Genomic DNA, 25,974 nt, shown 5'->3' with positions numbered 1-25,974 from the left:
ATATAAATTATCTACGTTTGTAAACCGTGATATTATAACGTTATAAAAACGTTGAAAGAGGAATGTGATGAAAAAACTAATTTATTGTCTAGTTACACTAATCTTAATTAGTGGATGTAGTACAAAAACGGAAACTCCGCCAAGCGAAACTGCATCCATGGTTCCTGAAGTTGTATTTACACCAGATACAAATCCGCAAGACAGACCATATCCAACACCAAACGGTAAAATAGAACAGAGCTATGAATACAATGTAGAAAAAAACAATGATAATGGAAATATGAAAATAACCTTTTATGATCGTGCTACTGATATCATAGGTCATTCAATTACAATATTTGCAAGTAATGACAAATTGATAACAAGTTCAAGTGGTTTTAGTACAGTGAATGAATATATAACAATTGATGATACTCGCGCTTATGAACAAAATTTTACGTCAGATTTAACAACTGTTTATGAGGGAGAGGGCTTCCCATCTCTAGATATTGATTCAGGGGATTATTTTAAAATTTCATGTTTTGTTTACCTAAAGGATAAAATTGAGCAACCTTGTTTGGATACATATCTTATTCCAAATGCAGCTGGTTTTAGTTATAAAGTATATTTAATTAAAGATGCTGAGGGTAACTATAGGTTTAGTTCTACAGAAGAATAGGAGCATTAAATTACGATTTAATGCTTTTTTTCTGTAGTAATTATAAGATATACTTAAATCAGTTATGAGGTGGAAACATGAGAATTGAATAGTGTGCAAGGTTAAGTAGGCCTTGCGGAAATGAAAATAAGAAGGAGGCTTATATGAGCTATTTTAAATTTGAAAATAAAAATATTTTTTATAATGAAGTTGGAGAAGGTACACCTTTACTATTACTTCACGGAAATACTGCATCATCAAATATGTTTAACTTAATTGTTGAGAAGTATAAAAATAATTACAAAGTTATCTTAATTGATTTTCTTGGTCATGGACAATCAGATAGACTAGATGAATTTCCAATAGATTTATGGTTTTATGAAGCAAAACAGGTAATAGAATTTCTTAAACAAAAAGATTACTCCAAGGTTTATTTAATAGGAAGTAGTGGTGGAGCATTGGTTGCGATTAATGTGGCACTCGAAGCAAGTGAAAGAGTATCTAAAATAATAGCAGATAGTTTTGAAGGTGAGTGTGCACTTACTGAATTTACTTCAACGATTAAGGAAGATCGTGAAAATTCTAAGAAGGATATTAATGCGAAAATGTTCTATGAATATATGCATGGTAACAAGTGGCAACAGGTCGTTGATAATGATACACAAGCAATTATCAAGCATAGTCAGGTTATTAAAAACTTTTTTCATAGGGATTTAAATGAATTAAAGGCGAAAGTTTTATTCACAGGTAGCTTGGAAGATGAATTTGTCTCATTCGTATCACCAACTTACTTTCAAGATACTTACACAAGGATGATTGAAAAGATTGGTCATGGCAAAATTTACTTGTTTCAACAGGGAGGACATCCTGCTTTATTATCGAATCCAGATGAATTTGTAGAAATGAGTATTCGGTTTTTTAATGAGTGATTTAAACATGGAATTATTCCATGTTTTTTTTGTATAAAGCTATGCATGTAAAGTGAAAGAAATTTTAAAATGAGTTATAGTAATTATAGAATTTAGAAAGTTTATTGAAATAAATAAAATATGTTATATATACCTATTGAATAATGAGTTATAGTGTATGGGAGAGTGAAGAAAATAAGATAAAAATTTAGCAGGAATAAACAAAACATAGGTTTAGTATAGAAATCGTAATTAAGTTAAAAAGTTTTTATGTATTTCATGTTAAAAAGCAAAAAATAATCTTCATAATCATTTTTACATAATGTATAATGAAAAAGAAAGTTAGGTATGAAATGATTTTATTAGGGTGCATAGGATTTTGTTTATATTTAGTTTATGATTTGAATCAATCATATCTTCATCAGAAATGGTTGCAACCTTGTTTTTTACTAGGATCAAGTTGTGTGTGTATTTCATGGATTGGAATGACAATTATAGGGGATAAACATGTTTATTCGATGTTTATACAAGCTGTTTTTCTTATTCTGGCAATAGTTTTTGCAGTTTTGTTAGTTTACACACTATTTTTTGCAATACCATTTAAAGATACATATGTTGATGAGAGTTTTAAATATGTATGTCGTGTGGGAGTTTATGCTTTATGTAGACATCCAGGAGTGTTATTTTTATTCGGATTTACACTTTTTATGTCATTAGCATTGGGATCTTCATTATTATTAAAGGGATGCTTCGTATTTAATGTTTGTAATATTATTTATGTACTATTGCAAGATAAGTATTTCTTCCCAAAATGTTTTGATGACTATCAGGATTATAAGACAAAAATACCTTTTCTTATTCCTTCTAGGAAAAGCTATTACGAATGCGTAAATAGTATTGGGGATTTACATAAGAAATAAGGAGATAGACGATGAGATTTGATCAAAGGGTGAAACAAAAAGATTACAAATCTTTATGGAAAGAGTATTGTGGATTTCTAGATTTAGACATAGATAGTATGATGGAAATCCAAGAAAGATTGCTGATGGAACAAATCGGCTTATTAAATAATTGTGAACTAGGTTCACGTTTATTTAATGAAAGACAAATTAATAGTATAAATGAATTTAGAAAATTCGTTCCTTTGACTACGTATGAAGACTACGCAGATATTTTACTAACTCATCGTGAAAGAGCTTTACCTGCAGATGTAATAACATGGATTGAAACTACTTGGGAAGGTGGAAGACATCCTGTAAAAACAGCTCCTTACAGTAAAGCTATGTTAGATACGTTTAGAAATAATACAATTGCATGTTTAATGCTTGCGAGCAGTCGCGGTAGAAATGATTTTTCAGTTAAGGAACATGATAAAGCACTTTATGGTGTTGCATCATTACCATATGCAACTGGATTATTACCATTATTACTTGAAGATGAAATTAATTTAGATGTTTTGCCACCAGTAAAAGTTGCTCAAAAACTTTCTTTTAAAGAGAGAAATGTTTTGGGTTTTAAAATGGGGATGCAACAAGGTTTAGATGTTTTCTTTGCGCTTAGTGCAGTGGCTTACTATATATCAATGGCATTAGAAGATGCATCAAGTAAGAAATCAAGTGGTGGATTGAAAACACTGCTTGGCACTAACGTAGGAATGTTAACGCGCTTTGCAAAAGCAAAATATGTATCAAAAAAGGAACATCGTTCACTACAACCTAAAGATTTATTTAAAATGAAAGCACTTATTTGTGCTGGTACAGATAGTAGATACTATAAAGACAAGCTTGAAAATTTATGGGGAGTTAGACCTTTAGAGATATTTGCTGGAACAGAACCAACATGTATAGCATCAGAAAGTTGGGCTAAGAATGGAATGTATTTTTTCCCAGACTCTTGTTTTTATGAGTTTGTACCAGAAAGCGAAATGATGAAGCGTTTAAATGATTCATCATACCAACCTAAAACGTATTTACTGAATGAGTTAGTACAAGATGAAATGTATGAACTTGTAATTACGGTATTTAAGGGAGGAGCATTTGCTCGTTATTTAACAGGTGATTGTTATCGCTGTGTGGCAAAAGAAGACAAAGAGAATCATATTTTGTTACCACGATTTGAATATGTTGATCGTATTCCAACAATCATCGATATTGCAGGTTTTACTCGAATTAGTGAAAAATCTATCCAAGATGTAATTGATTTAAGTAAATTATCAATTGTTGATTGGGTAGCTTTAAAAGAATATGACTCATCTTTACGACCATATATGCACTTGATAATAGAGTTGAAAAAATCAACTTTGGAGGATGAAGCGAGCAATCTTATTCTTCTGAAAAATCATCTTCGCGCATATTTTGCATATTTTGATACAGATTATGATGACTTAGAGAAAATGTTAGGTATTGATCCATTGAAGGTAACTATTGTTCAATGTGATACTTTTGCGAAATATAAAGAGCGATATCAAAACTCGATTCAGAAAATGAATGCAAAGACATACCAAATAAATGATTTGTTATCATTATCATCTAAAGTGAGGGAGGTGGAAGAATGCCAACGATTGTAATACCGGCATTTGCCTTATTCTTCTATATGATTATGTTTGTAACATTAATTGATGTTAGAAAAAATCGTACAGTAGGAGTATTCATGACAATGCTTCTTTGCTTTATTTTGTGGACAGGTGGATCGTACTTAATGCGTAGTATGATGTGGCCAGGTGTGCAGTTTTGGTGCAATATTTCTATTGGAGGAATGTTTGCGATACCTTCCCTATATTACGTTTTCATTAGTGATTTTGTCGGATATAAAGGCTATGCAAAGAAATCTATTTTCTTTTTTATCACGATTTTAATTTTAATTTTGAATTTCAGCAATGGATTATTTGAATCGATTGAAGTTCAATATTCATCGTTAGGAAATCCTGAATTTATATTTGTTGGAAGATGGACGTTAGTTATTCCAGTAATCCTCGTTTTTTGGGTGGCAGCTGCAATATTCAAGCTAATATACGTTTCTATCAAAAACAAAGAACATAATATTAAAGATTATGCACCAATTATTGTTGGTGTTGCTTCATTGACACTTGGAACTACGTTATCTTCAATACCTGCAATTGGAAAATTTCCAATTGATACATTATCGGGGATTGTGAATGCCTATTGTTTATTCTATATTCTTTACAAACGCAGATTATTTAATTTCACATTTGCAATTACAAGAGGAACTACATATTTTCTTACAACAGTATTAGTGTTTATCATTGGAATTAATTTTGTAGATCCTGCAGAGAAATTGATTAAACAACTTTATCCTCAATTGAGCAATTACACAACATTGATTATTGTGGGATTGTTAGCACTTATAACAGTAATTGTATTTCGAACATGTAAATCAAGTATGAATGCTCTTTTTTCTAGAAAAGAAAAGCAACAAACTAATTCATTAAAAGAATATAGTTCGCAAATCACAAAGACGATTAGTTTAGTTGATATCGCAAATCTATTAATTCAAGTTGTTCAACAAAATACCGAATCAGAAAAAGTATATCTTTTCTTAAGTAATGATGAGGAAGGAAACTTTGACTGTTTGTATAGTACTAATATTTTGGATAACAAACATATTCTTATTGATAAAGATAGCCCTATTATTCGATGGCTTCAAGTTAAGAAAAACTCGGTACTTATTAAAGATTTTAAACATAGTGTTTGGTATAAATCGCTTTGGGAACAAGAAAAAATTCAAATTGATAAATTTGGGATTGAATGCTTAGTTCCAGTTTATTCAAGTGATGAACTTATTGGAATTGTTGCCTTAGGAGGTAATCAAAGTAGCGTACAGTATTCACAAGATACATTGATGTTTTTGGATTTTGTTGCCTCAATTAGTGCAGTTGCAATTAAAAATGCACATTTATATGAATTAATTTACCAAAAAGCTAGCCTAGATCATCTTACTGGTATTTTAAATCGTGAATTTTTCTTCAGTAAAATGGAAGAAATATTTGAGTTAAACAAAGAAGATAGCTTATCATTGATACTATTTAATCTTGATGATTTTTCACTCTATAACGAATTATATGGACGATTAGAGGGAGATGCAACATTAAGAGGAGTTGCTGATATACTTAAATCAATATGTAAAAAAGGAGCAATTTGTTCACGCTATAGTGCGAAAGAATTTGCGCTTCTATTACCAAATACTGATTTAAAAACTGCAAAAGAAAAAGCAAAGTTAATTTCTAATCAAATTAGCAAAGGCTTTGATTCTACAAAAGATCAATGGGAAAAAACATTGACTGTCAGTGTTGGTATTTGTACCTATCCGACAGCTTCAGGAAATATAAAAGAGTTAATCGATCATACTGAAATGGCAGTTTTTAAAGCCAAGCAGAATGGAAAAAATCAAATTGTTACATATACCTCAGATACTGAAAATACGGAAAGTAAAGAACCACGTGTTAGAGGGCAAGTCTATGCCCAATATGCTTCAACTGTCTATGCATTAACTGCGGCTATTGACGTTAAAGATAGTTATACATGTAATCACTCTGCAAATGTTTCTGAATATGCAGTAAAACTTGCGAAAGAAAAAGGATTAAGTGAAGAACATATTGAATTAATTAAAGAGGCAGGACTCTTGCATGATATTGGTAAAATAGGTATTCCAGAAGATATTCTAAACAAAGTTTCTTCATTGACAGATGAAGAATATGAAGTCATGAAAAAACATGTTGAGAATTCAATCTCAATTATTCGCCATTTACCATCGCTTAAATATGTTATCCCTGCAGTACTTGGACATCATGAACGATGGGATGGAAAAGGATACCCAAGACGTATTAAGAAAGAAGAAATTCCGATTGCTGCTCGATGCTTGTGTATTGCGGATTCATATGATGCAATGACGACAAAGAGAAGTTATCGTGATCCATTACCAAAAGAAGTAGCATTAATGGAAATTGAGAAAGGTGCTGGAACACAATTTGATCCAGAACTTGCGAAGTTATTTGTGAACATGATGAGAAATTGAAGAAAGCAGAGCTTTCTTCTTTTCTTTTCCTATGGAATACTCTATTCTATGTAGTATGAATGAGGTGATAAAATGAGACTATGGCATAAAGATTTAATACATGTTTTGCCGCGTCAACAATTATTAGCACAGTGGCGTGAATTATGCTCGATATATGCGAAAGAAGATAAGCATATCTTGATAAATTTCATTTATGAATATTCACCTAGTCATCTCTACACTTACAGCAATATGGTGATAACTGAGATGGAAAATAGAGGATATAAATTGTCAGCAAAGGCTTTGAAAAGATATACTACATATTTTGAAAATAATAAGCTAAGAAAAATTCCATACTCACAATTATTTAAGAATAAAATGAATGATAGATACTTGATACAATGTTACAGCAATCTTCAAGAAAAATACGATTGTGGTGGAATTAATAAAGAGGAATGGGAAAAAATAGAAAATGAATTTAGTGGAAAACAAATTAACAGTTAATGTATTGAATGATATAAGAGCGAGTGTTGGTTGGATGAGATTAGATATTAAACAACTACAAGTATCTTTAGATAATACGTTTTATGCATTGGAAATAGTAGAAGATAATAAAACTGTCGCAACTGGCAGGATTGTTGGTGATGGTGCATTTTATTTATCAATCGTTGATGTGATTGTACACTCTGATTATCAAAACCGAGGTTTGGGAAAATTTGTTGTTAATCATCTTATTGAAAAGGTAAGAGAGAATATGAAAGCTAATGATTATCCTCGTTGTACTATAAATATTGTTGCTGCAGCAAACAAAAAAGGTTTCTATGAGAAACTCGGTTTTATTGATATTCAAGAAGAAAATACAGGAACAGGGATGCAACTTTGTCTTGTTAGATAAAAAGTTGTCATAGTTTTGCCTCTTTTTTAGTCATACTTAAGGACTAACTAAGGAGAGCAGAGTATGGAGGCAATAACAAAAATTATTCAAGTTAAATTTATAGATAAAAGCAATCAAGAAATATTTTGGGGGATATTTTGGATATTTATTTTCGGCGCAATTCTTTATGTGGTTTTTAAGAACATTAGAAAACCATAGATAAAAGATTTTAGTTACTTTCTTAAATTAAAAAAAACGGACGTTGTTGATAATTGAATCAAATGTCCGTTTTACTTTATTTTTTAATCAAGTTAACTATTTTTTCATAAATTTTAATGTTGCATCAATGATATTTTGTTGCTGTTGAATATCTGTAATTGTAGCAGGATTATCTCCATCTTGTGGTTTTGCATTGTTATATAGAGCCATTTGAGTATGATTTGCTCCTTCAATAAACATGAATTGAGTTGAATCTGGTAAATATTTAGCCTCACTCTTAATTTTGTTAGGCGTTGCTAAACCATCATTTGTTCCACTAATGCTCAATACATCAAGTGAAGTATCATTTAAACTAAATTCACTTGTAGTATAACTAGCATATAAAATTAATCCATCAAATTGATCGACATGTTTTTTTGCGTACATGCATGCTGCTGTACCACCTAATGAGAAACCAGATATATACCAATTTTCAATATTGGGATATGTCTCTATAATTTTATCAGCTTTATTAACACCAAGTATTGCTAAATTGAATGGCATTTTTTGGATAATTACTAAATATCCTTGACTTGAAATTTCGGCAGAAGCGAATGCGAAGCTGGATGGTTCTACTTTTCCACCAGGGTAATATATTAAAGCTGTGGTAGGTGTTGCATCTGTTGGAGTAAAAACAATTGTATCTTTTGTTTCAGTTACATGAACTTTTTCGCTAGACACTAATGCTGACTTTGCAAAATCATTAGCAGGTAAATATGTTGTTAAATAATATACCCCATAACCAAATAAGGCGATGATAACTGCGAAGACTACAATTAGAATCTTCTTTTTAGTTGTCATTTTCTTTTTCATAAAGTATCCTCTCTTTACTATAATTATAAAGTGATTGTGTTAAAATACAATTTGTATGATTTAAATGTATAATATGAATGAGGTGAACTGAATGGACAAGATTGATTACACAAAAGAAGCAATACAAAAAATGAATCAATTCATAAGTCAGGAGTCAATTATGAATGCTCCAGTCATTGTAAAGCCAATTCCAGAAACTAGCGAACCTGGGATTTTAGATCCAAGGTTTTATAAGAAAATAAAATCGCTTGCAGCTCTTACTAAATGGGTACCAGATAAATTTTTAAAACTTGGACCACAAAAACAAACAATCGATGTCTTGAAGAAAGCATTCGATTTGAAGAAAAGTAAGAAAATGACAAATGAAGCTATCCGGGTGGATCAAATATCAATACGTGGTAAAGATAACAACATACTGCCATTGCGTATTTATCATCCATTAAATAAGGTAGATAAAGCACCTATTTTGTACTACATTCATGGGGGCGGATTCTTTGCGGGTACCTTGGATGTTTGTGACGAGTTTTTACGTTATATTGCAAGTGAATTTGATATTTTAATATTTTCAGTTGATTATCGTTTAGCTCCTGTGAATCCGTATCCAAAATGTTATGAGGATTGTTATGAAGGCTTTAAATGGGTAAGTGATCATGCCGATTACTATCAAGGTGATGTAGATTATATTTTTGTATCAGGAGATAGTGCGGGTGGAAATCTAGCACACTATTGCACAGTCAAAGATATCGAAGAAAAGAAGTATAGAATTAAAGGACAATGTTTGTTATATCCAACGTTAAACTTAGCTCTTGTTGAAGATGAAAATGTAACTTGGGATATTGGTAAATATGAGATAAGTGATAAACAAAAAGATGCAATTCAACTCTCGATTCAAATGATAAAAAATGGTGGGGTTGATATCATGAATGGTGTTCTTCAAACCGACACTAAAAATCATTATTTAACACCATATCTTTATGATGGTCATGAATTACCGCCAACACTCTTTAGTGTAGGTGAATTTGATTATTTAAGGGTTGAAACACTAGCATATGCATCAAAGTTATATAACAGTGGAGTACCTGTAGAAACGATCCTTTATAAAGGGATGGGACATGGATTTGGAGATTATCTAGGATATTTTCCACAAAGTGAAGATATTGCAATAGAAGTTGGACAATTCATTTTGAAATATGCCCATCGTATTCCTAAGCAAGAAAGAAAGATTCTTTCAAAAGAACAAAAAGAAGCACTTTTGAAAGTTAGTGAAGAAAACCAAGAAAAACGAAAATATAGTAAAAATCTTTTAACCATTATGAATGAGACAAGCTATGTAGATTTTGTTGATGGAAACATGGTTGTAGTTAAACCTATTCCTGATAACAAGTATATCGAAAAGATACAGAAACGTCTTAGTGGTGAATTAAAAGCACAAGATATTATGATTAATCTTGCTGTTGAATTCTTTATGCATCTAAATATATCAGAAAAAACCATTGATGAAATTAGAAAAGGATTTAATGAAGTGAAGAGTATGCAAATTGCATCTCAAGCAATTGAAGTAGAAGAGATTTTTATTAAAGGCATAGATATGAATGATATTCCAATGAAGATTTACTATCCACCAGTAAATAATAAAAAGTTACCAGTATATTATTTTATACATGGTGGGGCATTCTTTGCAGGTTCTCCTAATGTAGTTGAACAATTTGTAAAGCTCGTTGTTGAAAAAGCAAATGTAATTGCATTTTCTATTGATTATCGCTTAGCTCCAGAATTTCCATATCCAAAAGGCCATGAAGATTGCTACAGTGGTTTAAAGTGGATTTATAATCATGTCGATGAATATGGTGGTGACAAACAAAAAATCTTTGTTTCGGGAGATAGTGCAGGTGGTAACCTAGCACAATACTGTACAACAAAATCATTAGAGGATCAATTAATTCCACTTAAAGGGCAAATGTTGTTTTATCCAACGGTTAATCTAGCAGAAATTGATGACAGCCATATTATTTGGGAAGTTGATAATTATAGTGTTGATGATAAAGTACATGAAAAAGATATTAAGTCTTCGCTCTATTCATTTAAAAAGGGCATTAATGAATTTATGATTAAAGCACTTGATTGTAATCCAAATCAAATTTATCTATCTCCATATCTAATGGAGAGAAAAGATTTACCACCAACTTTATTAGCGGTAGGTGAGTATGATTTTTTAAGAATTGAGTGTTTAGCTTATGCTGCAAAGCTACATGAATTGGGAATCGAAACAAAGACGTTATTCTACAAAGGAATGACACATGGTTTTATTGATTCAGTAGGTAACTACCCTCAAGGGGAAGATTTAGCGATAGAAGTAGCTAATTTTATAAAGGGCCATTGCAAATAAAAAAAAGTTCATTTTCCATTAGGAGAATGAACTTTTATATTTAATCAAATAATGAATATGAATATACTTTATCAAATTTACCTGCAACAACAACATCTAATGTTTTCTTTGTATTGTTATAAACAACAGACCATTGAGTTGCAGTAATTTCACCATCTTCACTTACTTTATTTTGACTTACTGCTTCAAGAAGAGACATAGCTTCAACTTCGGTTAATGTTTCATTTTTTTCTGTTAATGTATCAATTAAAATTTCATAACGATCTTGGCCTTTACCAAAATTATATTTTTCTTCACTAATAAGGAAGTTAGTAAGTGCTTGAATTTCACCTTCATTTTTACGAATAACATTGATTTTATTATCAATATATTCAATAACAGCACTGTTACCTTCTGCATCAGCAATTTGGAAGTGATATGATGCATTAGCTGAAGCATGCATGTCTAAGTTTTCAAAAATTGTAATTGCTTCATCTACATTTGCAGCTTTATCCAAAACTAAACGCATTGCAGAAGTAGTAGTCAAATCAACTTTCTCTGTATTTTGATCAGTAGGTGTATCTTTAATTAATAGAACCCCAATGCTAAGACCTTTTTCATTCATTCCGTCCATCATTACATAAGGAGCAGCAAGCGAAGTTAAACCACTAAAGAATGAATCTGGACCTTTTTCAAGTGTATACCCAAGAACACTAATATTAGCAATTGCAATCGATTGATATCCATTTTTAGGTTTTGTTCGTACAATCATTCCTGGAATTGGATCTAAATCGTAATTTCTGCCAAAAATCCAATCGCCTTCTGGAGTCTTTGCTTGGAAGGTACTACATCCAAAATCAGGTATTGTGATGTTCACAGGCAAACCTTTCATAAGTGTTTTAACAACATATTGAACTAGTTCACCATCATTTTTGGCACCACCACTTTCAACTAAACCATCTAAACCATAATCAGAAGTTACATTGATTTCATAAAAACCATAATCATCAATTTTTTTTATGGAATTAATTGTAGAAATTTCCTTGTTAAATAATGCATAGAATCCAATACCTAGTACAAGTAAAGCAGCAACGAAGGTAATTAATACTCTTTTCAAAATTTTATTCATATTCGTCTCCTTATTATCTAGCGATAATTATCTATGAAATTAAATACTGTTTTATAGTATAATTCTGGGTTTACATCAGCGCTTTCCCCATGATCAGCACCAGGAATAATTAATAATTCTTTTTCGCCAGTATAGCTATCATAAAGTTCTTGGCCCATCCATGTAGGTACATAATCATCACTTCCTCCATGAATGAATAAAATAGGAAGTGTTGCGGATTTTAAGGCTTTTATTGGACTAGCGTTTGAAAAATTATAGCCTGCTCTAAATTGACCAATAATTTCAGCAGCGGGTAAGAAAGGGAATGCGGGTAATCCAAAACGTTCTTTTAATTGATTTTCAAACATTTCATAAGTTGATGTGTATCCACAGTCTTCAATGATTGCTAGAACATTACTAGGTAACTGTTGTCCGGCTGCCTGCATAATTGTAGCTGCTCCCATAGACTCTCCATAAAGAAAGATTTTTGAATTAGGATATTTGAGATTAATCTCATTAATCCAATCGATAACATCATCTTTTTCTAAATATCCCATTCCTAGATAATTACCTTCACTATTGCCGCGACCACGTTGATCAGGGGTAATAACAGTATATCCTTCTTCTACAAATGGTTTAATCGCAGGAGCTATGTCACGATGGTCAACAGTATAACCGTGAATTGCAAGAATAACGATATCACTTTCCATTTTTGTTGGATAAACTTCTGCCCAAAGCTTTAACCCATCTTTATTTGTAATGGTCCATTCTTCAGCTGCAATTGTTGGATACCAAACATCATATTCACTTTGCGCTACTGTATCTTGCTTGCCTGTGTATTCCTCACTCATGGAACCTAAGTTACCATGTTCATCTACTGCGAGGGCATAATCCACGAGATAATTGCCTGCAAAGCCTATCATACATAATATCGAAAATAAGATGATAGATAGTAGTACAATAAAAAACTTTCTCTTCTTAAACATATAACCTCCTGATTAACTCAAGATAAAATTATAATGTTTACGATAAAGAAAGTCAATAAAGTTAGCGTTCGTAAATACAATCGTAATATTACATCGGGCTGAGAACAGATAGCCCAGTTTCAAAGGATTGATTGTTAATGATGGCTAATAAAGTGTCGAGTTCTGTATCTCCTTTAAGATAATTAAAGAATTCTGCACATACTTCTTGCCCTAATAGAATAGCTTGATTAAATAGTTCTACAAAGGACTTGTTGCTCGGTTTATTTGTACAAGGATGATGCCAATTACGCTTTTCTTGATTGAGAATATCTAGTTTGTCGATATCCATAGGCATAATCATTGAAGTAAATATATAGGGTTTATGTAGTACTTTTGATTCAACTTGATAAAGAAATTTCTTACGATAGCCATGAGGGTCGAATAATACTTTTTGGATATTATAGAAATGTTTTAAGCATGTTTCTATACATTTTGAATCAATAGTATAACCATAAACATGTTTAACAGGTTCAGAGTAGATTTCATAAATAGCTTTCACAGTATCTGAATCATATTTTAATAATTTGTAACCAGGGTAATCTTTCCCGGATTGGCCACGAATCAATTGAAGCATTAGGTAATCTAAGTGGGATTCAAAACGGCGATGATAAAGGGATGAATCTCCTCCTTTATCTGATTCAGTTTGATTGAAAATATAAGGATGTGCTTCTTTATCCAATGCCCAATGGCATAATAAGCCGGCTACGTAACTAATTTTCTCTTGGGATTGATGATCTTTTACAGTTTCAAATACATCTTTAAAAAACTCATGAATATGATGACTATGAATTTCATTTCCAATCTTTGCAATTTTTTTTGCTTCATCTTGATCCAACCAAGGCCAGGCATTATAATAAAAAAATAAATCAGGACCGCTTGTCCCAATTGAGAACTCCTCTATATTAGCTTGTATAATGGTAGAAAGTTTTTGTGGCAGTGCTCGACAAACCTCTTTACCAAATAATTCATGTGTTATTAAACTAGGCATAAATCTACCTCCATGAATTAATTATATCAAATATTCGAGTTTATCACCTACATTTCACAATAATTTAACTTTCATTTTTAATAACTATGTTAGAATATATCTAATAACTAAGGGGGTTCTACATGAAGTTATCGAAAACGGAGAAGAGTTGGATTTTGTATGATGTTGCGAATAGTGCATTTACATTAATCCTAACAGCAACAATCCCAGTTTTCTTTAGAGGGTTAGTTGACAGTGCAGGTATTGAGGCTGTATGTAATTCATGGATAGTGCAATTTCTATTTAGCGGGAATGCAACAGCGGCATTGGCTGGAGATTTACAAGCGTTTGAAGCTTTGAAAACAAGTTTATTTGGATTAACCACAACAATTGCAGTATTAATCGTGGCATTAAGTGCACCGATGATAGGCGCAATTGCGGACTACAAGGGAATGAAAAAGAAATTATTCACGGTTTGTTTAATCATCGGTGTATTCGCATGCTTGATGTTAGGTGTTACACAAAACTGGTTAGGCTACCTTGGACTAATCATTATTGCACGTATTGGCTATTCAAGTTGTAATATTTTCTATGATTCAATGTTAGTAGATGTTTCAACGGATGATCGTATGGATGCTATTTCATCGTTTGGATATGCATGGGGATATATTGGAAGTTGTATTCCTTTTGTTATTGGAATTTATTTGATTTTGGCATTACCTTTTGGATTAACAATCGGTTCTGCAACACAAATATCATTTTTAATAACTGCAATTTGGTGGGCACTTTGTTCAATACCATTATTGAAGAATGTAAAGCAAGTTCATTATTTAGATAATCATAATCATCAAATCAAAGAATCATTTGTACGTATTGGTGAAACTTTGAAAAAGATTGCTAGTGATAAAAAAATGTTGTATTACATCATTGCTTATTTTTGCTATATTGATGGTGTTTATACAATCATCTCGATGGCAACAACGTACGGCGCAGAGGTAGGTATAGGCACAAATGATATGATTATTGCTCTTTTGGTTACCCAAATAGTAGCGTTCCCATTTGCAATTTTGTCTGGATATTTAGCTAAGAAATTCAAAACAATTGATATTTTAAAGGCCTATATCATAGTTTATATCTTCATTTGTATTTATGGTTTCCAACTTGATCAAACTTATGAATTTTGGGTATTATGCGTAGCTGTGGGTATAGCACAAGGTGGTATTCAAGCATTATCTCGTGCATATTTTGGAAAAATTGTTCCTAAGAAAGAATCAAATGAATACTTTGGATTTTTTGATATTTTTGGAAAATTCGCTGATTTTTTAGGACCACTTATAATCACAGTATGTGCTGCAACATTTGGTCAAAGTAAATATGGAATTTTGGCTTTAGTCATACTCTTTATCGTTGGATACTTCTTCCTAAATAAAGTATCTAAACTCGACAAAGAGTAGAAAACAAAAACTAAGTAGTAGAAAAACTTCAATTAAAAAAACACATTAAGCTTGTATGTAACATACAAAAAATGTGTTTTTTATTTTCATAAAAATAGTATTGATTAAGATGATATAAGTACTATACTAATAATTTATTTTTTTAAGGCATCACGTATTTCTGTTAATAATTTAATTTCATCACTAGGTTCTGAAACTACTTCTATTTGTTGCGGTTGTTTTTTCATTTTATTCATAACTTTGATTACAACAAATAAAATGAATGCCATAATAACAAAATTCATAACAGCGGTAATAAATGAACCATAATTAATAGTAATAGAACCGATAGTGATGCTTAGTGCATTAAGTGAATCACTCATAAATAAACCTATCACTGGTGAAATAATATCATTAATAAAGGAGTCAATGATTGATTTAAAAGCTGCTCCAATCATAACACCAACTGCCATATCAACAACATTACCGCGCATGGCAAATTCTTTGAATTCATTAAAAAAGTTTTTCATAATTATATACCTCTCTTTGTTATTATAAAGTGTGAGAATAGTAATTTCAAATCAACAAAGTAATTGGACTATTGACATCTTACCGAAATAAGAGTATATTCTCATTAAACCAGTGATTGAGAGATAAAACGAGTTAGTCGCTTAAAGAGAGTCAGGGATGGTGGAATCCTGATAGAGATGACGATTTGACAAATGGACTCATGAGGGCTAAGTGAAAGATTTCGAGTATCTTTAGACGGTTGTCTCCGTTACAAGACGAAAAATGTGATTGCATTTTGATTAAGAGAGTAAATTTATTTACTAACAAAGGTGGTACCGCAGGTTTAACGCTTGTCCTTTATGAGGATGGGCGTTTTTTGTTTATACGGGTCCTTCACTTGATCAAACGCAAAGAAAGAGGAGAAAAAATGAAAAAATGTTTAAAAGGTCTAGTAGTTGCAGTGTGTTTATTACTAGTAGGTTGCTCAAGTCAACCAACAGTGTCAAACCAAACTCCTTCAAGCGAAGGAACAAAAAAAGTAGGAGTAATTCAATTGACTGAACATACTTCACTTAACATGATTTATGATAGCTTTGTTGCTGAATTAGAAAATTTAGGATACAAAGATAAAGTGGTTATTGATTTCAAAAATGCACAAAATGAAATGTCTAATATTCCTTCAATTGTTCAATACTTTGAAGCAAATAAACAAGATGTTGTTGTAACAATTACAACACCAGTTGCGCAAGGTGCTATGGCATTAACAAAAAATACACCAGTAGTATTTGCTGCTGTAACTGATCCAATTGCAGCTGGAGTAGTAAAAGATTTAGAAAAACCTGAAGGAAATATTACTGGAACAAGTGATATGGTACAAATTGATGAAATTATCAATTTAGCATTAACAATTACTCCAGAAATTAAAACAGTAGGATTTATATATAACCCATCAGAAGTTAATTCAGTTACAAATTACGAAAAACTAAAACAAGTTTGTGAAGAAAAAGGACTAAAGATTGAAGCTACGTCGATTTCAACATCTGTTGATTTACAAACTGCAACAAGTGCACTACTTCCAAAAGTTGATGTTATCTTTGTACCTAATGATAATACTGTAGCAGAGGCTATGCCAATTCTTGCAAATCTTGCAAAAGATGCAAAAGTACCTGTATATACAGGAGCAGATTCAATGGTAATGGATGGTGGATTCGCAACTATTGGAATTGACTATGTAGAATTAGGTAAGAAAACAGCTCAAATGGTTGTAGAAGTATTAGAAGGAAAATCAATTTCAGATATTCCTGTATATGTTTTTAAAGATGATTTATATATAACAATAAACGAAGATACTATGAATGCATTAGGAATTGAGTTACCAACATCAATAAAAGAAAATCAAAAACTTAATTTAGTAAAGTAGGGTGAAGATATGACATTTAGCTTAATTGTAGGGGCCATAGAAATAGGATGTATTTTTGGAATATGTTCGCTAGGATTATTTATGGCATTTCGCATTTTAAATTTACCAGATTTAACTGTGGATGGAAGTTTTGTAACAGGACTTGCATTTAGTGCAATATTTTCATTACAAGGTCAACCATTGTTAGGGATTCTAGTGGGTATGATTGGTGGAGCATTGGCAGGAGCTGTTACGGGTATTCTCCATACAAAATTTAAAATACAAGAAATTCTAGCTGGTATCTTAACAATGACAGCACTCTATTCAATCAATCTTAAAATAATGAATGATCAACCAAGTATCTTCTTTTATGATAAAGCAACAATATTTACACCATTCTTAAATAAATTCATATTCATGGGTGTAGATTTAGGGAAACTATTAGTATTACTTTTCTTTGTCGTTGTTGTTATTGTGATTTACGTATTATTCTTCAAGACATTAACAGGATTAGCATTACGTGCTACTGGAGATAATGAAGCTATGGTACGCAGTTCTTCTATAAATACAGATCGTATGAAAATTTTAGGATTTGCTATTACTAATGCTGTAGTAGCACTGGGTGGGGGATTATATGCACAATATAATCAAACCGCCGCACATGGTGCAGGTGTAGGTACACTTGTATTATGTTGTGCAAGCATCATTATTGGGGAAACAGTTTTTGGTAAGCGAAGAGGCATGCTACATTATTGTATTGCAGTGGTGTTAGGTGCTATCTTATATCGTTTATTAATTTCATATGCTTTTGTATTAGGATTACCTGCAAGTGATTTAAAACTATTCTCTGCTTCAATTGTAATTATCGCAATGGTACTTCCGCAAATTAAGTTTAGGAGGAAATCATAATGATCGAAATCAAAAATTGTAATGTGATTTTTAATAAAAGCACAGTGAATGAAAATCATGCTTTAAAAGATATTGATTTAAGAATTAATGATGGTGATTTTGTAACCGTTATTGGATCAAATGGTGCAGGAAAATCTACACTTCTTAATGTTATTTGTGGAAACATTGAAATTGAAAGTGGTCATGTAATTATTGATAATAAAGATGTTACAAAAGATAAAGAATATAAAAGAGCAGAGTTAATTGGGCGATTATCACAAGATCCATTAAAAGGAACTGCTCCACATATGACAATTGAAGAGAATTGTTTATTAGCTTATGGACGTGGTTCAAAGCGTAAATTACGTTTCTCAATCAGTAAGGAAGAAAGAGCATATTTCGCAAGTCAATGTAAGAAGTTAAATCTAGGACTAGAAAATAGAATGAAAGCTGAAGTAGGCTTACTATCGGGGGGACAACGTCAAGCATTGACATTATTGATGGCTACGATGATTCCACCGCATTGTTTACTACTTGATGAGCATACTGCCGCACTCGATCCTAAAACAGCTGAGAATATTATGAAGATTACAGATGATATCATCAAAGAACATCAAATAACGACATTAATGATAACGCACAATATTGACCATGCATTAAAGTATGGTAATAAAACATTGATTATGAATGAAGGAAGAATACTAGGAATTCTTGAAGGTGAAGAACGTTCAAAGATGACAAAGGAAGATGTTTTAAAATATTATGAGAAAATACATGGTGTACTTTCTGATTCACAAATATTGTAATTAATAATGCATTTTGAAAGTTAATAGAGATATTAACTTTTTTCATCTTATAGGAGTTTGGAAATCTTATAAAGGTTCTTTGAATGATTTGTGCTACAAATCAATTTTCTTGTGATGTAATTTAGATGTCATATTTTCATGACTAGACATGTAGTGTATAATCTACAAAGAGGTGGTAGAAATGAAGATATATCATACAAATGACATCCATAGTGAATTTGAAAAATGTGCTAGCTTGGCTACTTATTTTCAAATGCATAAAACAGCGGATGATTTATACATAGATGCGGGTGATTTTTGCGACCTAAAGGATATAAGTATTGTGGGTACAAATGGACTTGCTGGAAGTAAGTTACTCAACGGGCTTTCATGCGATGCATTTTGTGTTGGAAATAATGAAGCTGATTTAGGTTATGAGGCACTTAAGAAAATAGGATATAATTCTAATTTACTATCATGTAATCTAAAGAAAATTGATGAATCAGATATTGAACATCTTACAAGTAGTTTATTGATTACAAAAAATAATATTCGATTTTTGATTATTGGAATTTCTCCTTACTTTAAAAAGGATATGACACCTAATGGATATAATTTATTTCTTGAATTAGATGGTTTAAAAACAATGGATCCGTTCGACTGTATAAAAAAAGAAATAGAAAAGAATGAAAATAATTATGATTTTTGTATATTGCTGAGTCATTCAGGATTTGTAATAGATGAGGTCATTGCAAAACAATTACCTAAAGTTGGGTTGATTATCGGTGGACATTCTCATACTTTGCTAAAAGAACCAGTATTTATAGAAGACACAATGATTATTCAATGTGGTGAGTATGCTAATTATATTGGGTGTCTAGATTTTGAAATAGTAGATAAGAAAATTAGTTCATTCAACTATAGTTTAATTGCTAATGATTTTGAAAAGGATAAAGATTTTCTAAAACTAATAGAAGATTGTAGAAAAGATGCCTTGAATGAATTGAGTAAGCCACTCATTTACAATTGTAATCTAGATTATGACCCATTTAAGGAATGCACTTTAATGAACTATATATGTGATTGCTTATATGAGGAATCCGACTGTGATTTTGCAATGGCATTTCATGGTATTATGAATCACTCATTACAAGGAAATATATCATTAATGGATTTAATTGAATGCTCACCATCAAAATTGAATCCAACACGTGTTGTTATTAAAGGAAAACAAGTACGTGAGGCCATAAAACTATCAATGGATTATGATTATATTCATCAAAGTGGAAAAGGCCCAGGATTTAGAGGAACAGTATTAGGAACTCTAAGCGTTAGTCATAATGTTGAAATAAATGAAAAAGAAATTTTAATTGATGGTAAGGTATTAAATGATTCATATGATTATGTTGTAATGATGGATGATTATTTGCAAAGAGGAACATGTTATCCAACGCTTGCAACACCTGATGAAGATGCAAAATTCTTTAAAGGATTTATAAGAGATTGTGTGGGGAAAAATTTAAAAGATAAAAAATATTTTGAACAAATAAATAAGAAAAGGAAAAAAAGAAATGTTTAGTCATTATAAGGGATTAAGAAGAGAAATGTATGTTCTTTTCTTTGGTAGGATAGTAACGAACATGGGTGCTTTGATATGGCCGATGTTGACATTGATTCTTACTAACAAACTAGGGTATTCAGCAGGACAAGTCGCAACAATCATGTTGGTGATGACATTTGTGCAAATACCATTTACATTATTAGGGGGAAAACTTGCAGATCATTTTAATAAACGAAATATTATTATTTTCTGTGATTTAGTAACAGTAACTTGTTATTTCATTTTGGGTTTCATTGAAGTGTCATTTGTATTCGTTGTATTGTTTTTTACAGCAGGATTATTTGCGTCAATTGAATGGCCTTGTTACGATGCATTAGTTGCTGATTTAAGTACATCAGCGGACCGTGAAAAAGCATATAGTTTAAACTACTTAGGTGCGAATATTGGGCTTGTACTTGCACCTACAATTGGTGGATTTCTTTTTGAAAATTACTTGAATATTGCATTTATTGTTAATGCTATTTCAACATTATCAAGTACAATATTGATCTATATTTTCATAAAAGATATTAAAAAGATTAATGAAGAAGTAACTGTTGGATCATATGAAGAAAGTGCTACGCATGATTCGATATTTAAAGTATTGAAAGAAAGAAAAATGATAATTGTTTACTTATTGTATGCAGCTTTATCAGGATTAGTATATTCACAGTTTAACTTTTTGATGCCCTTGAATTTAGAAAGATTGTATGGTGCTAAAGGTGCGATAATCTTTGGGCTTATAACAAGTGTTAATGCTTGTATTGTAATTATTGGAACACCATTAATTACCAAGTATTTTCCCAAAGTTCGTGATGTTTCAAAAATTGTAATTGGTGAAATACTTATTGTAACAGGATTAGCTATGTATATTTTTATTCAAGGCATGATTCCATTGTATTTTGTTTCAATCATCATATTTACATTAGGAGAGATATTTAATACACTAGGGAAATCACCTTATCTTACAAGAAGAATACCAGCAAGTCATCGTGGTCGTATTGGAAGTTTAAGTATGTTGTTCGCCTCGATTTTCCAAGCTTTCATGCAAAAAGGAGTAGGGTTTTTAGCTGATACATATCCAATGCCAATTGTATGGTGTTTTGTAACAATTGCAGGTATATTATGTATTACCTTAGCAGCTATGCAATTAAAATTTGATAGAAAAACATATCCACTACTATATACTGATACAAAATAAGGTTGATGTTAAAATGGATAATGGTAAAATGATACTATAGAATTTGGAGATGAAAGAATGAATAGAAACCAAGAAGAAAGAAAACATGTTGTTGGAGATATTACTTATTACAAACGTGATGATGTAGAAGTGAATGGTGAACAGTATGAACGTTTAGCTATCCATACACATTTTATTGCACGCGGTGAGTCATATATCGATAATATAGTGAAATATGTAAAACCACTTTATGAAGAAGGTGACTTTTTATCAATTAGTGAAAAAGTTATTTCTATGTGCCAAAATAATTGTGTTGATATGGCCGATGTAAAGCTTGGATTTTGGGCAAAATTTTTAAGTAAGTTTGCAATGCGTTCAAGTGCAGGTATTGGTATGGATGAACCATATAAACTACAACTTGCGATTAATATTGTAGGTTTACCTAAAATATTATATGCGTCAGCTTGTTCTGCTGTAGGAAAATTATTTGGTAAACATGGTGTCTTCTATAAAATCGTAGGGAATGGTGTAGCTGGTATTGATGGATTCTATTCTCGTTCATCTTTTGATATTTATAAAGTCACAGCAATTCTTAATCCAAAGAATCCAAATGGTGTATGTGAAGAAATGTTTGACAAAACAGGAGTGATTGCAGTTATTGTTGATGCCAATGATTTATCAAGAGAGATTTTAGGTAAATCGAGTAAATTGCCTGTGAGTGATGATGTTTTTCTTCAAATTATCAAAGATAACCCTGCAGGACAAAGTGATGAATTAACACCGTTTATTTTAATAAAGAAGAAAAAATAAATAATTATAGGGAGAAAAATTTATGGTAGATATTCCAAAGATCGATTTACATTGTCATTTTGATGGTAGTATTCCACCAGAGGTTTTATGTGATTTAGCAAGTTCACGAAATATTGAAATACCAGGCGGTTCCTTAGAAGGATACCGTCTTTATTTAAAAGAAACAAAAAATTGTAAAAGCTTAGTAGAATATTTAGAGCGATTTGATTTTCCAATTGCTATTCTTCAAGATGAAGAAGCAATTATAAAATGTATGGAAGCATTAATAGAAAATTTGGATAAACAAGGTTTAGTGTATTGTGAAATTCGCTTTGCACCACAACATCATACAAAACAAGGACTATCACAAGAAGATGCATTGAAGGCCTTGTTACAAGCAATAAAGAATAAAAAAGATAGTTGCAAAATTCATATTGAATTAATTTGTTGCATGATGAATTTTGGAGATGTAACCCTTAATGAAAAACAAAATTGGGAGACAATTGACTTAGTAGAGAAGTATTTACATCGTGGTGTTGTTTTGTTAGATATTGCGGGTGCAGAAGGAAAGAATATGTTGGATTTTGAAAAATTCTTTATTCGGGCAAGAGAAAAAAACATTCCATTTATAATTCATGCTGGTGAAGCTGGCGATTCTAATAATGTTCATTTAGCATTGAAATTTGGTGCTCTAAGAATAGGTCATGGGGTTAGAAGTATAGAAAATTTGGATGTTGTTCAAGAATTGATTGATACAAAAACTCCAATAGAAGTTTGTATCTCAAGTAATATTGATTGTTTTGTTTTCAATTTAAAGCAGCATCCCATTAAAAAGTTAAAAGATGCAGGGGTAATGATTACAATTAATACAGACAACATGATGTTTTCAAATACAACGCTTGATCATGAATATGAATTATTGATGAATGGGTTTGGGATTACACGTCAAGAATTAATTGATTTCAACTTAAATTCGCTTCATGCTGCTGCATGTGATGTTGTAATAAATCTACGGTTTTGTAAGCTATTTTAGTGCTGGAATGGGTTGACAACAACCTTGTCTTTGAGATATGCTATCAGTGTCGAAGAAAAAGAGTAGTAGTTCATGGAAGACTTATAGAGAGCTCATGTTGGTGAAATTGAGTAGTAAGAAATGGATGAAACGAGCTTTGGAGATTTATCCGTATGATAGTAAGGATAATGTAAATCCTGCATTAAAGGAGAGAGGTTAAACAAATATTGTTTAACAATTTGAGTGGTACCGCGGTTAACATCGTCTCTTATTTTATAAGAGGCGTTTTTTTTAAATATAACCGAAAAGTATTGAAAAGATAAAGTTTGTTTGTTAAGATGAATAGGCAAAGACAATGCGCCCATAGCTCAACTGGATAGAGCGTTTGACTACGGATCAAAAGGTTGCGGGTTCGATTCCTACTGGGCGCGCCATTTACAAACAAACTGATACTTTTTGTATCAGTTTTATTATTTTATTGAAGAGGAGATTAGTATGAACAAGATTGAACAAAACCTAACACAGGCAATTAAGGAAGCTATAAAGAAATTATATCAAGTTGAAGATGATTCACTTGTAATGATTGAAATTCCAAAGGACAACACAAATGGAGACTATTCAACAAATGTTGCAATGCGATTGGCTAAAATTGCAAAAAAAGCACCTGTCATGATTGCTCAAGAGGTAGTTGCGGAACTTAAAGAAACAGTTAAAGACGCTGACAAAATCGAAATCGCTGGACCTGGTTTTATCAATTTTTGGATGAAGAAAACTCTTCTTGCAGATATTATCAATGTTGTTATTGATAAGGGTGATAAATATGGTGAAAATACAAGTGGGGACAATCTAGCTATTCTTGTGGAATATGTTAGTGCTAACCCAACGGGTGATTTACATTTAGGGCATGCTCGTGGGGCTGCTTGGGGTGATTGTATTTGCCGTTTGCTAAATAAGAGTGGTTACAACTGCTTACGTGAATACTATATTAATGATGCTGGTGCACAAATGATTAACTTAGGTAAATCAGTTTATGCACGTTATGCTGAAGCTTTTGGTGTAAAAGTAGATATTCCTGAAGATGGATATCAAGGACCAGACGTAGCTCAAATTGGTAAAGAACTTGCAGAAGAGCTAGGCGATGTATGGCTAAATAAAGAAGAAGGACGTATTGAATTCTTCAAAGAAAGAGGCCGCGAGAAAGAATTAGAAAAAATCAAAAAGGATCTTCAATACTATGGATGTGAATTCGATTCATGGATTTCTGAACAATCTTTATATGACAACGGCAGCGTTGATGAATGTATTGTAAAGATGGAAGAAATGGGACTTACATTTGAAGAAGATGGTGCATTGTGGTTTAAATCAACAAAATGGGGAGATGACAAAGACCGTGTACTTCGTAAGAGTGATGGAACGCTTACTTATCTTACTCCAGATATCGCAAATCACATGGATAAATTCAATCGTGGATATAAAAAATTAGTTAACCTATGGGGTGCTGATCACCATGGTTATATTCCTCGAATGATTGCAGCAATCCAAGCAATGGGATATGGTCCTAAAGATTTAGAAGTTGATATTATTCAAATGGTTCGTTTAGTGGATGAAGGTCAAGAAGTTAAGATGAGTAAACGTACAGGTAATGCGATTACAATTCGTGAACTTTGTGATGATATTGGTGTTGATGCAGCTCGTTATTTCTTTGTAAGTCGTGCTGTAGATACGCATTTAGATTTCGATTTAGGATTAGCTCGTAAAAAAACTAACGAAAATCCAGTATATTATGCACAATATGCTCATGCTCGTATTTGTTCAATTTTACGTCAAGCACCTAAATTCAAACAAGAAGAAACATATGATTTATTAGTAAGTGAAAAAGAAGTTGATTTATTGAAATATATTGCTGAGTTTACAAGTGTTGTTGCCGATGCAGCAGCTACTCGTTCACCAAATAAAATTTGTAATTATGTTCAAAAACTTGCTGGATATTTCCACAGTTTCTATGGAGCTCATAAGATTATTGATGAAGCAAATCCAGAACTTACAAATCAACGTTTAGGTTTATTGTTAGCAACAAAGCAAACGTTAGCAAACGCTCTAGACTTAATTGGAATTAGTGCTCCAGAAAAAATGTAATAAGTGAAAAGTGATATAGTTTAGGCTATATCACTTTTATTTTGCAAAGTATACTTGACAAAAATATGCAAAGTAAACTATACTTAAAATGCAAAGTTGACTATGCAAGAAGGTGAAACATGAAAACAAGAATCAAAGAATTGAGAAAAGAACGAAAACTATCACAAGAGGAACTTGCGCTGGCAGTAGGAACAACAAGACAGACGATAACCTCAATCGAGGTTGAAAAATATGTAGCATCATTGCAACTGGCATATAAGATAGCTAAGTATTTTGG

General features: G+C 31.7%; 24 protein-coding genes, 1 tRNA gene and 2 other annotated features. Of the genes, 20 read left to right on the top strand and 5 right to left on the bottom strand.

The window, feature by feature from the left end:
• The first annotated feature begins 67 nt into the window (after positions 1-67).
• From RSB60_RS01530 to RSB60_RS01495, 8 genes are all read left to right on the top strand, one after another.
• Complete coding sequence (locus tag RSB60_RS01530) at positions 68-658, top strand: hypothetical protein (protein WP_323380789.1); 591 nt, start codon at positions 68-70, stop codon at positions 656-658.
• Positions 659-801: 143 nt separating this feature from the next.
• Entirely contained in the window at positions 802-1,566 is a 765-nt protein-coding gene (locus RSB60_RS01525) for an alpha/beta fold hydrolase (protein WP_332475915.1), read from the top strand.
• Between the two features lie 308 nt (positions 1,567-1,874).
• Positions 1,875-2,465, top strand: coding sequence for a hypothetical protein (locus RSB60_RS01520; RefSeq protein WP_323380787.1), 591 nt, complete (start codon positions 1,875-1,877; stop codon positions 2,463-2,465).
• An 11-nt stretch (positions 2,466-2,476) separates the two neighbouring features.
• The gene (locus RSB60_RS01515; protein ID WP_323380786.1) at positions 2,477-4,111 is read left to right on the top strand and encodes a GH3 family domain-containing protein; all 1,635 of its coding nucleotides are present in this window, start codon (positions 2,477-2,479) and stop codon (positions 4,109-4,111) included.
• Positions 4,096-6,576, top strand: a complete 2,481-nt coding sequence (locus RSB60_RS01510; protein WP_332475917.1) for a histidine kinase N-terminal 7TM domain-containing diguanylate cyclase/phosphohydrolase — start codon at positions 4,096-4,098, stop codon at positions 6,574-6,576. Before RSB60_RS01515 ends, RSB60_RS01510 begins: the two co-directional genes overlap by 16 nt.
• A gap of 72 nt (positions 6,577-6,648) precedes the next feature.
• Positions 6,649-7,059 (top strand): pyrimidine dimer DNA glycosylase/endonuclease V, encoded by a 411-nt coding sequence (locus RSB60_RS01505; RefSeq protein WP_332614137.1) that lies wholly within the window; start codon positions 6,649-6,651, stop codon positions 7,057-7,059.
• Positions 7,028-7,450, top strand: coding sequence for a GNAT family N-acetyltransferase (locus RSB60_RS01500; RefSeq protein WP_323380783.1), 423 nt, complete (start codon positions 7,028-7,030; stop codon positions 7,448-7,450). Before RSB60_RS01505 ends, RSB60_RS01500 begins: the two co-directional genes overlap by 32 nt.
• Before the next feature lie 63 nt (positions 7,451-7,513).
• Positions 7,514-7,648, top strand: coding sequence for a hypothetical protein (locus RSB60_RS01495; protein WP_323380782.1), 135 nt, complete (start codon positions 7,514-7,516; stop codon positions 7,646-7,648).
• Between the two features lie 96 nt (positions 7,649-7,744).
• Here RSB60_RS01495 and RSB60_RS01490 read toward each other — a convergent pair whose 3' ends face one another.
• Positions 7,745-8,500 (bottom strand): alpha/beta hydrolase, encoded by a 756-nt coding sequence (locus RSB60_RS01490; protein ID WP_332614135.1) that lies wholly within the window; start codon positions 8,498-8,500, stop codon positions 7,745-7,747.
• Positions 8,501-8,591: 91 nt separating this feature from the next.
• Here RSB60_RS01490 and RSB60_RS01485 point away from each other — a divergent pair, with 91 nt between their 5' ends.
• Positions 8,592-10,886, top strand: a complete 2,295-nt coding sequence (locus RSB60_RS01485) for an alpha/beta hydrolase (protein WP_332614133.1) — start codon at positions 8,592-8,594, stop codon at positions 10,884-10,886.
• Positions 10,887-10,926: 40 nt separating this feature from the next.
• Here RSB60_RS01485 and RSB60_RS01480 read toward each other — a convergent pair whose 3' ends face one another.
• The 3 genes from RSB60_RS01480 to RSB60_RS01470 form a co-directional block, all read right to left on the bottom strand.
• Entirely contained in the window at positions 10,927-11,994 is a 1,068-nt protein-coding gene (locus RSB60_RS01480) for a C45 family peptidase (RefSeq protein WP_332614131.1), read from the bottom strand.
• 17 nt (positions 11,995-12,011) lie between these two features.
• Positions 12,012-12,959 carry an alpha/beta hydrolase gene (locus RSB60_RS01475; protein WP_332614129.1) on the bottom strand — a complete coding sequence of 316 codons (948 nt, stop codon included), beginning with the start codon at positions 12,957-12,959 and terminating at the stop codon, positions 12,012-12,014.
• A gap of 88 nt (positions 12,960-13,047) precedes the next feature.
• Complete coding sequence (locus RSB60_RS01470; protein WP_332614127.1) at positions 13,048-13,986, bottom strand: zinc dependent phospholipase C family protein; 939 nt, start codon at positions 13,984-13,986, stop codon at positions 13,048-13,050.
• Between the two features lie 122 nt (positions 13,987-14,108).
• Here RSB60_RS01470 and RSB60_RS01465 point away from each other — a divergent pair, with 122 nt between their 5' ends.
• Positions 14,109-15,419, top strand: coding sequence for an MFS transporter (locus RSB60_RS01465; protein ID WP_332614125.1), 1,311 nt, complete (start codon positions 14,109-14,111; stop codon positions 15,417-15,419).
• Between the two features lie 134 nt (positions 15,420-15,553).
• Here the strand turns inward: RSB60_RS01465 and mscL are convergent, their stop codons facing one another.
• Positions 15,554-15,928, bottom strand: coding sequence for a large conductance mechanosensitive channel protein MscL (mscL, locus tag RSB60_RS01460; RefSeq protein WP_323380775.1), 375 nt, complete (start codon positions 15,926-15,928; stop codon positions 15,554-15,556).
• A 103-nt stretch (positions 15,929-16,031) separates the two neighbouring features.
• Positions 16,032-16,269 (top strand) — a binding site (T-box leader).
• 66 nt (positions 16,270-16,335) lie between these two features.
• On the opposite strand from mscL, the gene RSB60_RS01455 reads away from it, so the two are divergent.
• The 10 genes from RSB60_RS01455 to RSB60_RS01410 all read left to right on the top strand — a co-directional run.
• Positions 16,336-17,328: an ABC transporter substrate-binding protein gene (locus tag RSB60_RS01455; RefSeq protein ID WP_332614122.1), complete on the top strand. Its 993-nt coding sequence runs from the start codon at positions 16,336-16,338 to the stop codon at positions 17,326-17,328.
• A gap of 9 nt (positions 17,329-17,337) precedes the next feature.
• A complete protein-coding gene (locus tag RSB60_RS01450) occupies positions 17,338-18,216 on the top strand; it encodes an ABC transporter permease (RefSeq protein WP_323380773.1) in 879 nt (292 codons plus the stop codon).
• On the top strand, positions 18,216-19,001 hold the full coding sequence (locus RSB60_RS01445) for an ABC transporter ATP-binding protein (RefSeq protein WP_332614120.1): 786 nt from the start codon (positions 18,216-18,218) through the stop codon (positions 18,999-19,001). Before RSB60_RS01450 ends, RSB60_RS01445 begins: the two co-directional genes overlap by 1 nt.
• Before the next feature lie 181 nt (positions 19,002-19,182).
• Positions 19,183-20,559, top strand: a complete 1,377-nt coding sequence (locus tag RSB60_RS01440; RefSeq protein WP_332614118.1) for a bifunctional metallophosphatase/5'-nucleotidase — start codon at positions 19,183-19,185, stop codon at positions 20,557-20,559.
• A complete protein-coding gene (locus RSB60_RS01435) occupies positions 20,552-21,781 on the top strand; it encodes an MFS transporter (protein ID WP_332475925.1) in 1,230 nt (409 codons plus the stop codon). Before RSB60_RS01440 ends, RSB60_RS01435 begins: the two co-directional genes overlap by 8 nt.
• Before the next feature lie 57 nt (positions 21,782-21,838).
• Positions 21,839-22,570 carry a hypothetical protein gene (locus RSB60_RS01430; RefSeq protein ID WP_323380769.1) on the top strand — a complete coding sequence of 244 codons (732 nt, stop codon included), beginning with the start codon at positions 21,839-21,841 and terminating at the stop codon, positions 22,568-22,570.
• A gap of 22 nt (positions 22,571-22,592) precedes the next feature.
• Positions 22,593-23,582, top strand: a complete 990-nt coding sequence (gene add, locus RSB60_RS01425; protein ID WP_332614115.1) for an adenosine deaminase — start codon at positions 22,593-22,595, stop codon at positions 23,580-23,582.
• Between the two features lie 43 nt (positions 23,583-23,625).
• Positions 23,626-23,833 (top strand) — a binding site (T-box leader).
• An 85-nt stretch (positions 23,834-23,918) separates the two neighbouring features.
• Positions 23,919-23,995 (top strand) — tRNA-Arg (locus RSB60_RS01420).
• A gap of 61 nt (positions 23,996-24,056) precedes the next feature.
• Positions 24,057-25,697, top strand: a complete 1,641-nt coding sequence (gene argS / locus RSB60_RS01415) for an arginine--tRNA ligase (RefSeq protein WP_323380767.1) — start codon at positions 24,057-24,059, stop codon at positions 25,695-25,697.
• A 119-nt stretch (positions 25,698-25,816) separates the two neighbouring features.
• On the top strand, positions 25,817-25,974 hold a 158-nt coding region (locus RSB60_RS01410; RefSeq protein ID WP_332614166.1), incomplete at its 3' end, for a helix-turn-helix transcriptional regulator.

It is taken from the genome of Anaerorhabdus sp. (genome assembly GCF_036657415.1).
Classification (GTDB): Bacteria; Bacillota_I; Bacilli_A; order Erysipelotrichales; family Erysipelotrichaceae; genus Anaerorhabdus.
The sequence above is the reverse complement of the archived record's forward strand: the minus strand, read 5'-3'. Positions and strand labels throughout refer to the sequence as shown.

What these genes read in the sequence shown, in the direction of transcription:
- RSB60_RS01515 (WP_323380786.1), top strand. Translation starts at nt 2,477, where the DNA reads ATGAGATTTGATCAAAGGGTGAAACAAAAAGATTACAAATCTTTATGG.
- RSB60_RS01520 (WP_323380787.1), top strand. Translation starts at nt 1,875, where the DNA reads ATGAAAAAGAAAGTTAGGTATGAAATGATTTTATTAGGGTGCATAGGA.
- RSB60_RS01495 (WP_323380782.1), top strand. Translation starts at nt 7,514, where the DNA reads ATGGAGGCAATAACAAAAATTATTCAAGTTAAATTTATAGATAAAAGC.
- RSB60_RS01445 (WP_332614120.1), top strand. Translation starts at nt 18,216, where the DNA reads ATGATCGAAATCAAAAATTGTAATGTGATTTTTAATAAAAGCACAGTG.
- RSB60_RS01430 (WP_323380769.1), top strand. Translation starts at nt 21,839, where the DNA reads ATGAATAGAAACCAAGAAGAAAGAAAACATGTTGTTGGAGATATTACT.
- RSB60_RS01485 (WP_332614133.1), top strand. Translation starts at nt 8,592, where the DNA reads ATGGACAAGATTGATTACACAAAAGAAGCAATACAAAAAATGAATCAA.
- RSB60_RS01465 (WP_332614125.1), top strand. Translation starts at nt 14,109, where the DNA reads ATGAAGTTATCGAAAACGGAGAAGAGTTGGATTTTGTATGATGTTGCG.
- add (WP_332614115.1), top strand. Translation starts at nt 22,593, where the DNA reads ATGGTAGATATTCCAAAGATCGATTTACATTGTCATTTTGATGGTAGT.
- RSB60_RS01440 (WP_332614118.1), top strand. Translation starts at nt 19,183, where the DNA reads ATGAAGATATATCATACAAATGACATCCATAGTGAATTTGAAAAATGT.
- RSB60_RS01505 (WP_332614137.1), top strand. Translation starts at nt 6,649, where the DNA reads ATGAGACTATGGCATAAAGATTTAATACATGTTTTGCCGCGTCAACAA.
- RSB60_RS01530 (WP_323380789.1), top strand. Translation starts at nt 68, where the DNA reads ATGAAAAAACTAATTTATTGTCTAGTTACACTAATCTTAATTAGTGGA.
- RSB60_RS01435 (WP_332475925.1), top strand. Translation starts at nt 20,552, where the DNA reads ATGTTTAGTCATTATAAGGGATTAAGAAGAGAAATGTATGTTCTTTTC.
- argS (WP_323380767.1), top strand. Translation starts at nt 24,057, where the DNA reads ATGAACAAGATTGAACAAAACCTAACACAGGCAATTAAGGAAGCTATA.
- RSB60_RS01475 (WP_332614129.1), bottom strand. Translation starts at nt 12,959, where the DNA reads ATGTTTAAGAAGAGAAAGTTTTTTATTGTACTACTATCTATCATCTTA.
- RSB60_RS01450 (WP_323380773.1), top strand. Translation starts at nt 17,338, where the DNA reads ATGACATTTAGCTTAATTGTAGGGGCCATAGAAATAGGATGTATTTTT.
- RSB60_RS01500 (WP_323380783.1), top strand. Translation starts at nt 7,028, where the DNA reads ATGAATTTAGTGGAAAACAAATTAACAGTTAATGTATTGAATGATATA.
- RSB60_RS01490 (WP_332614135.1), bottom strand. Translation starts at nt 8,500, where the DNA reads ATGAAAAAGAAAATGACAACTAAAAAGAAGATTCTAATTGTAGTCTTC.
- RSB60_RS01480 (WP_332614131.1), bottom strand. Translation starts at nt 11,994, where the DNA reads ATGAATAAAATTTTGAAAAGAGTATTAATTACCTTCGTTGCTGCTTTA.
- RSB60_RS01455 (WP_332614122.1), top strand. Translation starts at nt 16,336, where the DNA reads ATGAAAAAATGTTTAAAAGGTCTAGTAGTTGCAGTGTGTTTATTACTA.
- mscL (WP_323380775.1), bottom strand. Translation starts at nt 15,928, where the DNA reads ATGAAAAACTTTTTTAATGAATTCAAAGAATTTGCCATGCGCGGTAAT.
- RSB60_RS01525 (WP_332475915.1), top strand. Translation starts at nt 802, where the DNA reads ATGAGCTATTTTAAATTTGAAAATAAAAATATTTTTTATAATGAAGTT.
- RSB60_RS01470 (WP_332614127.1), bottom strand. Translation starts at nt 13,986, where the DNA reads ATGCCTAGTTTAATAACACATGAATTATTTGGTAAAGAGGTTTGTCGA.
- RSB60_RS01510 (WP_332475917.1), top strand. Translation starts at nt 4,096, where the DNA reads ATGCCAACGATTGTAATACCGGCATTTGCCTTATTCTTCTATATGATT.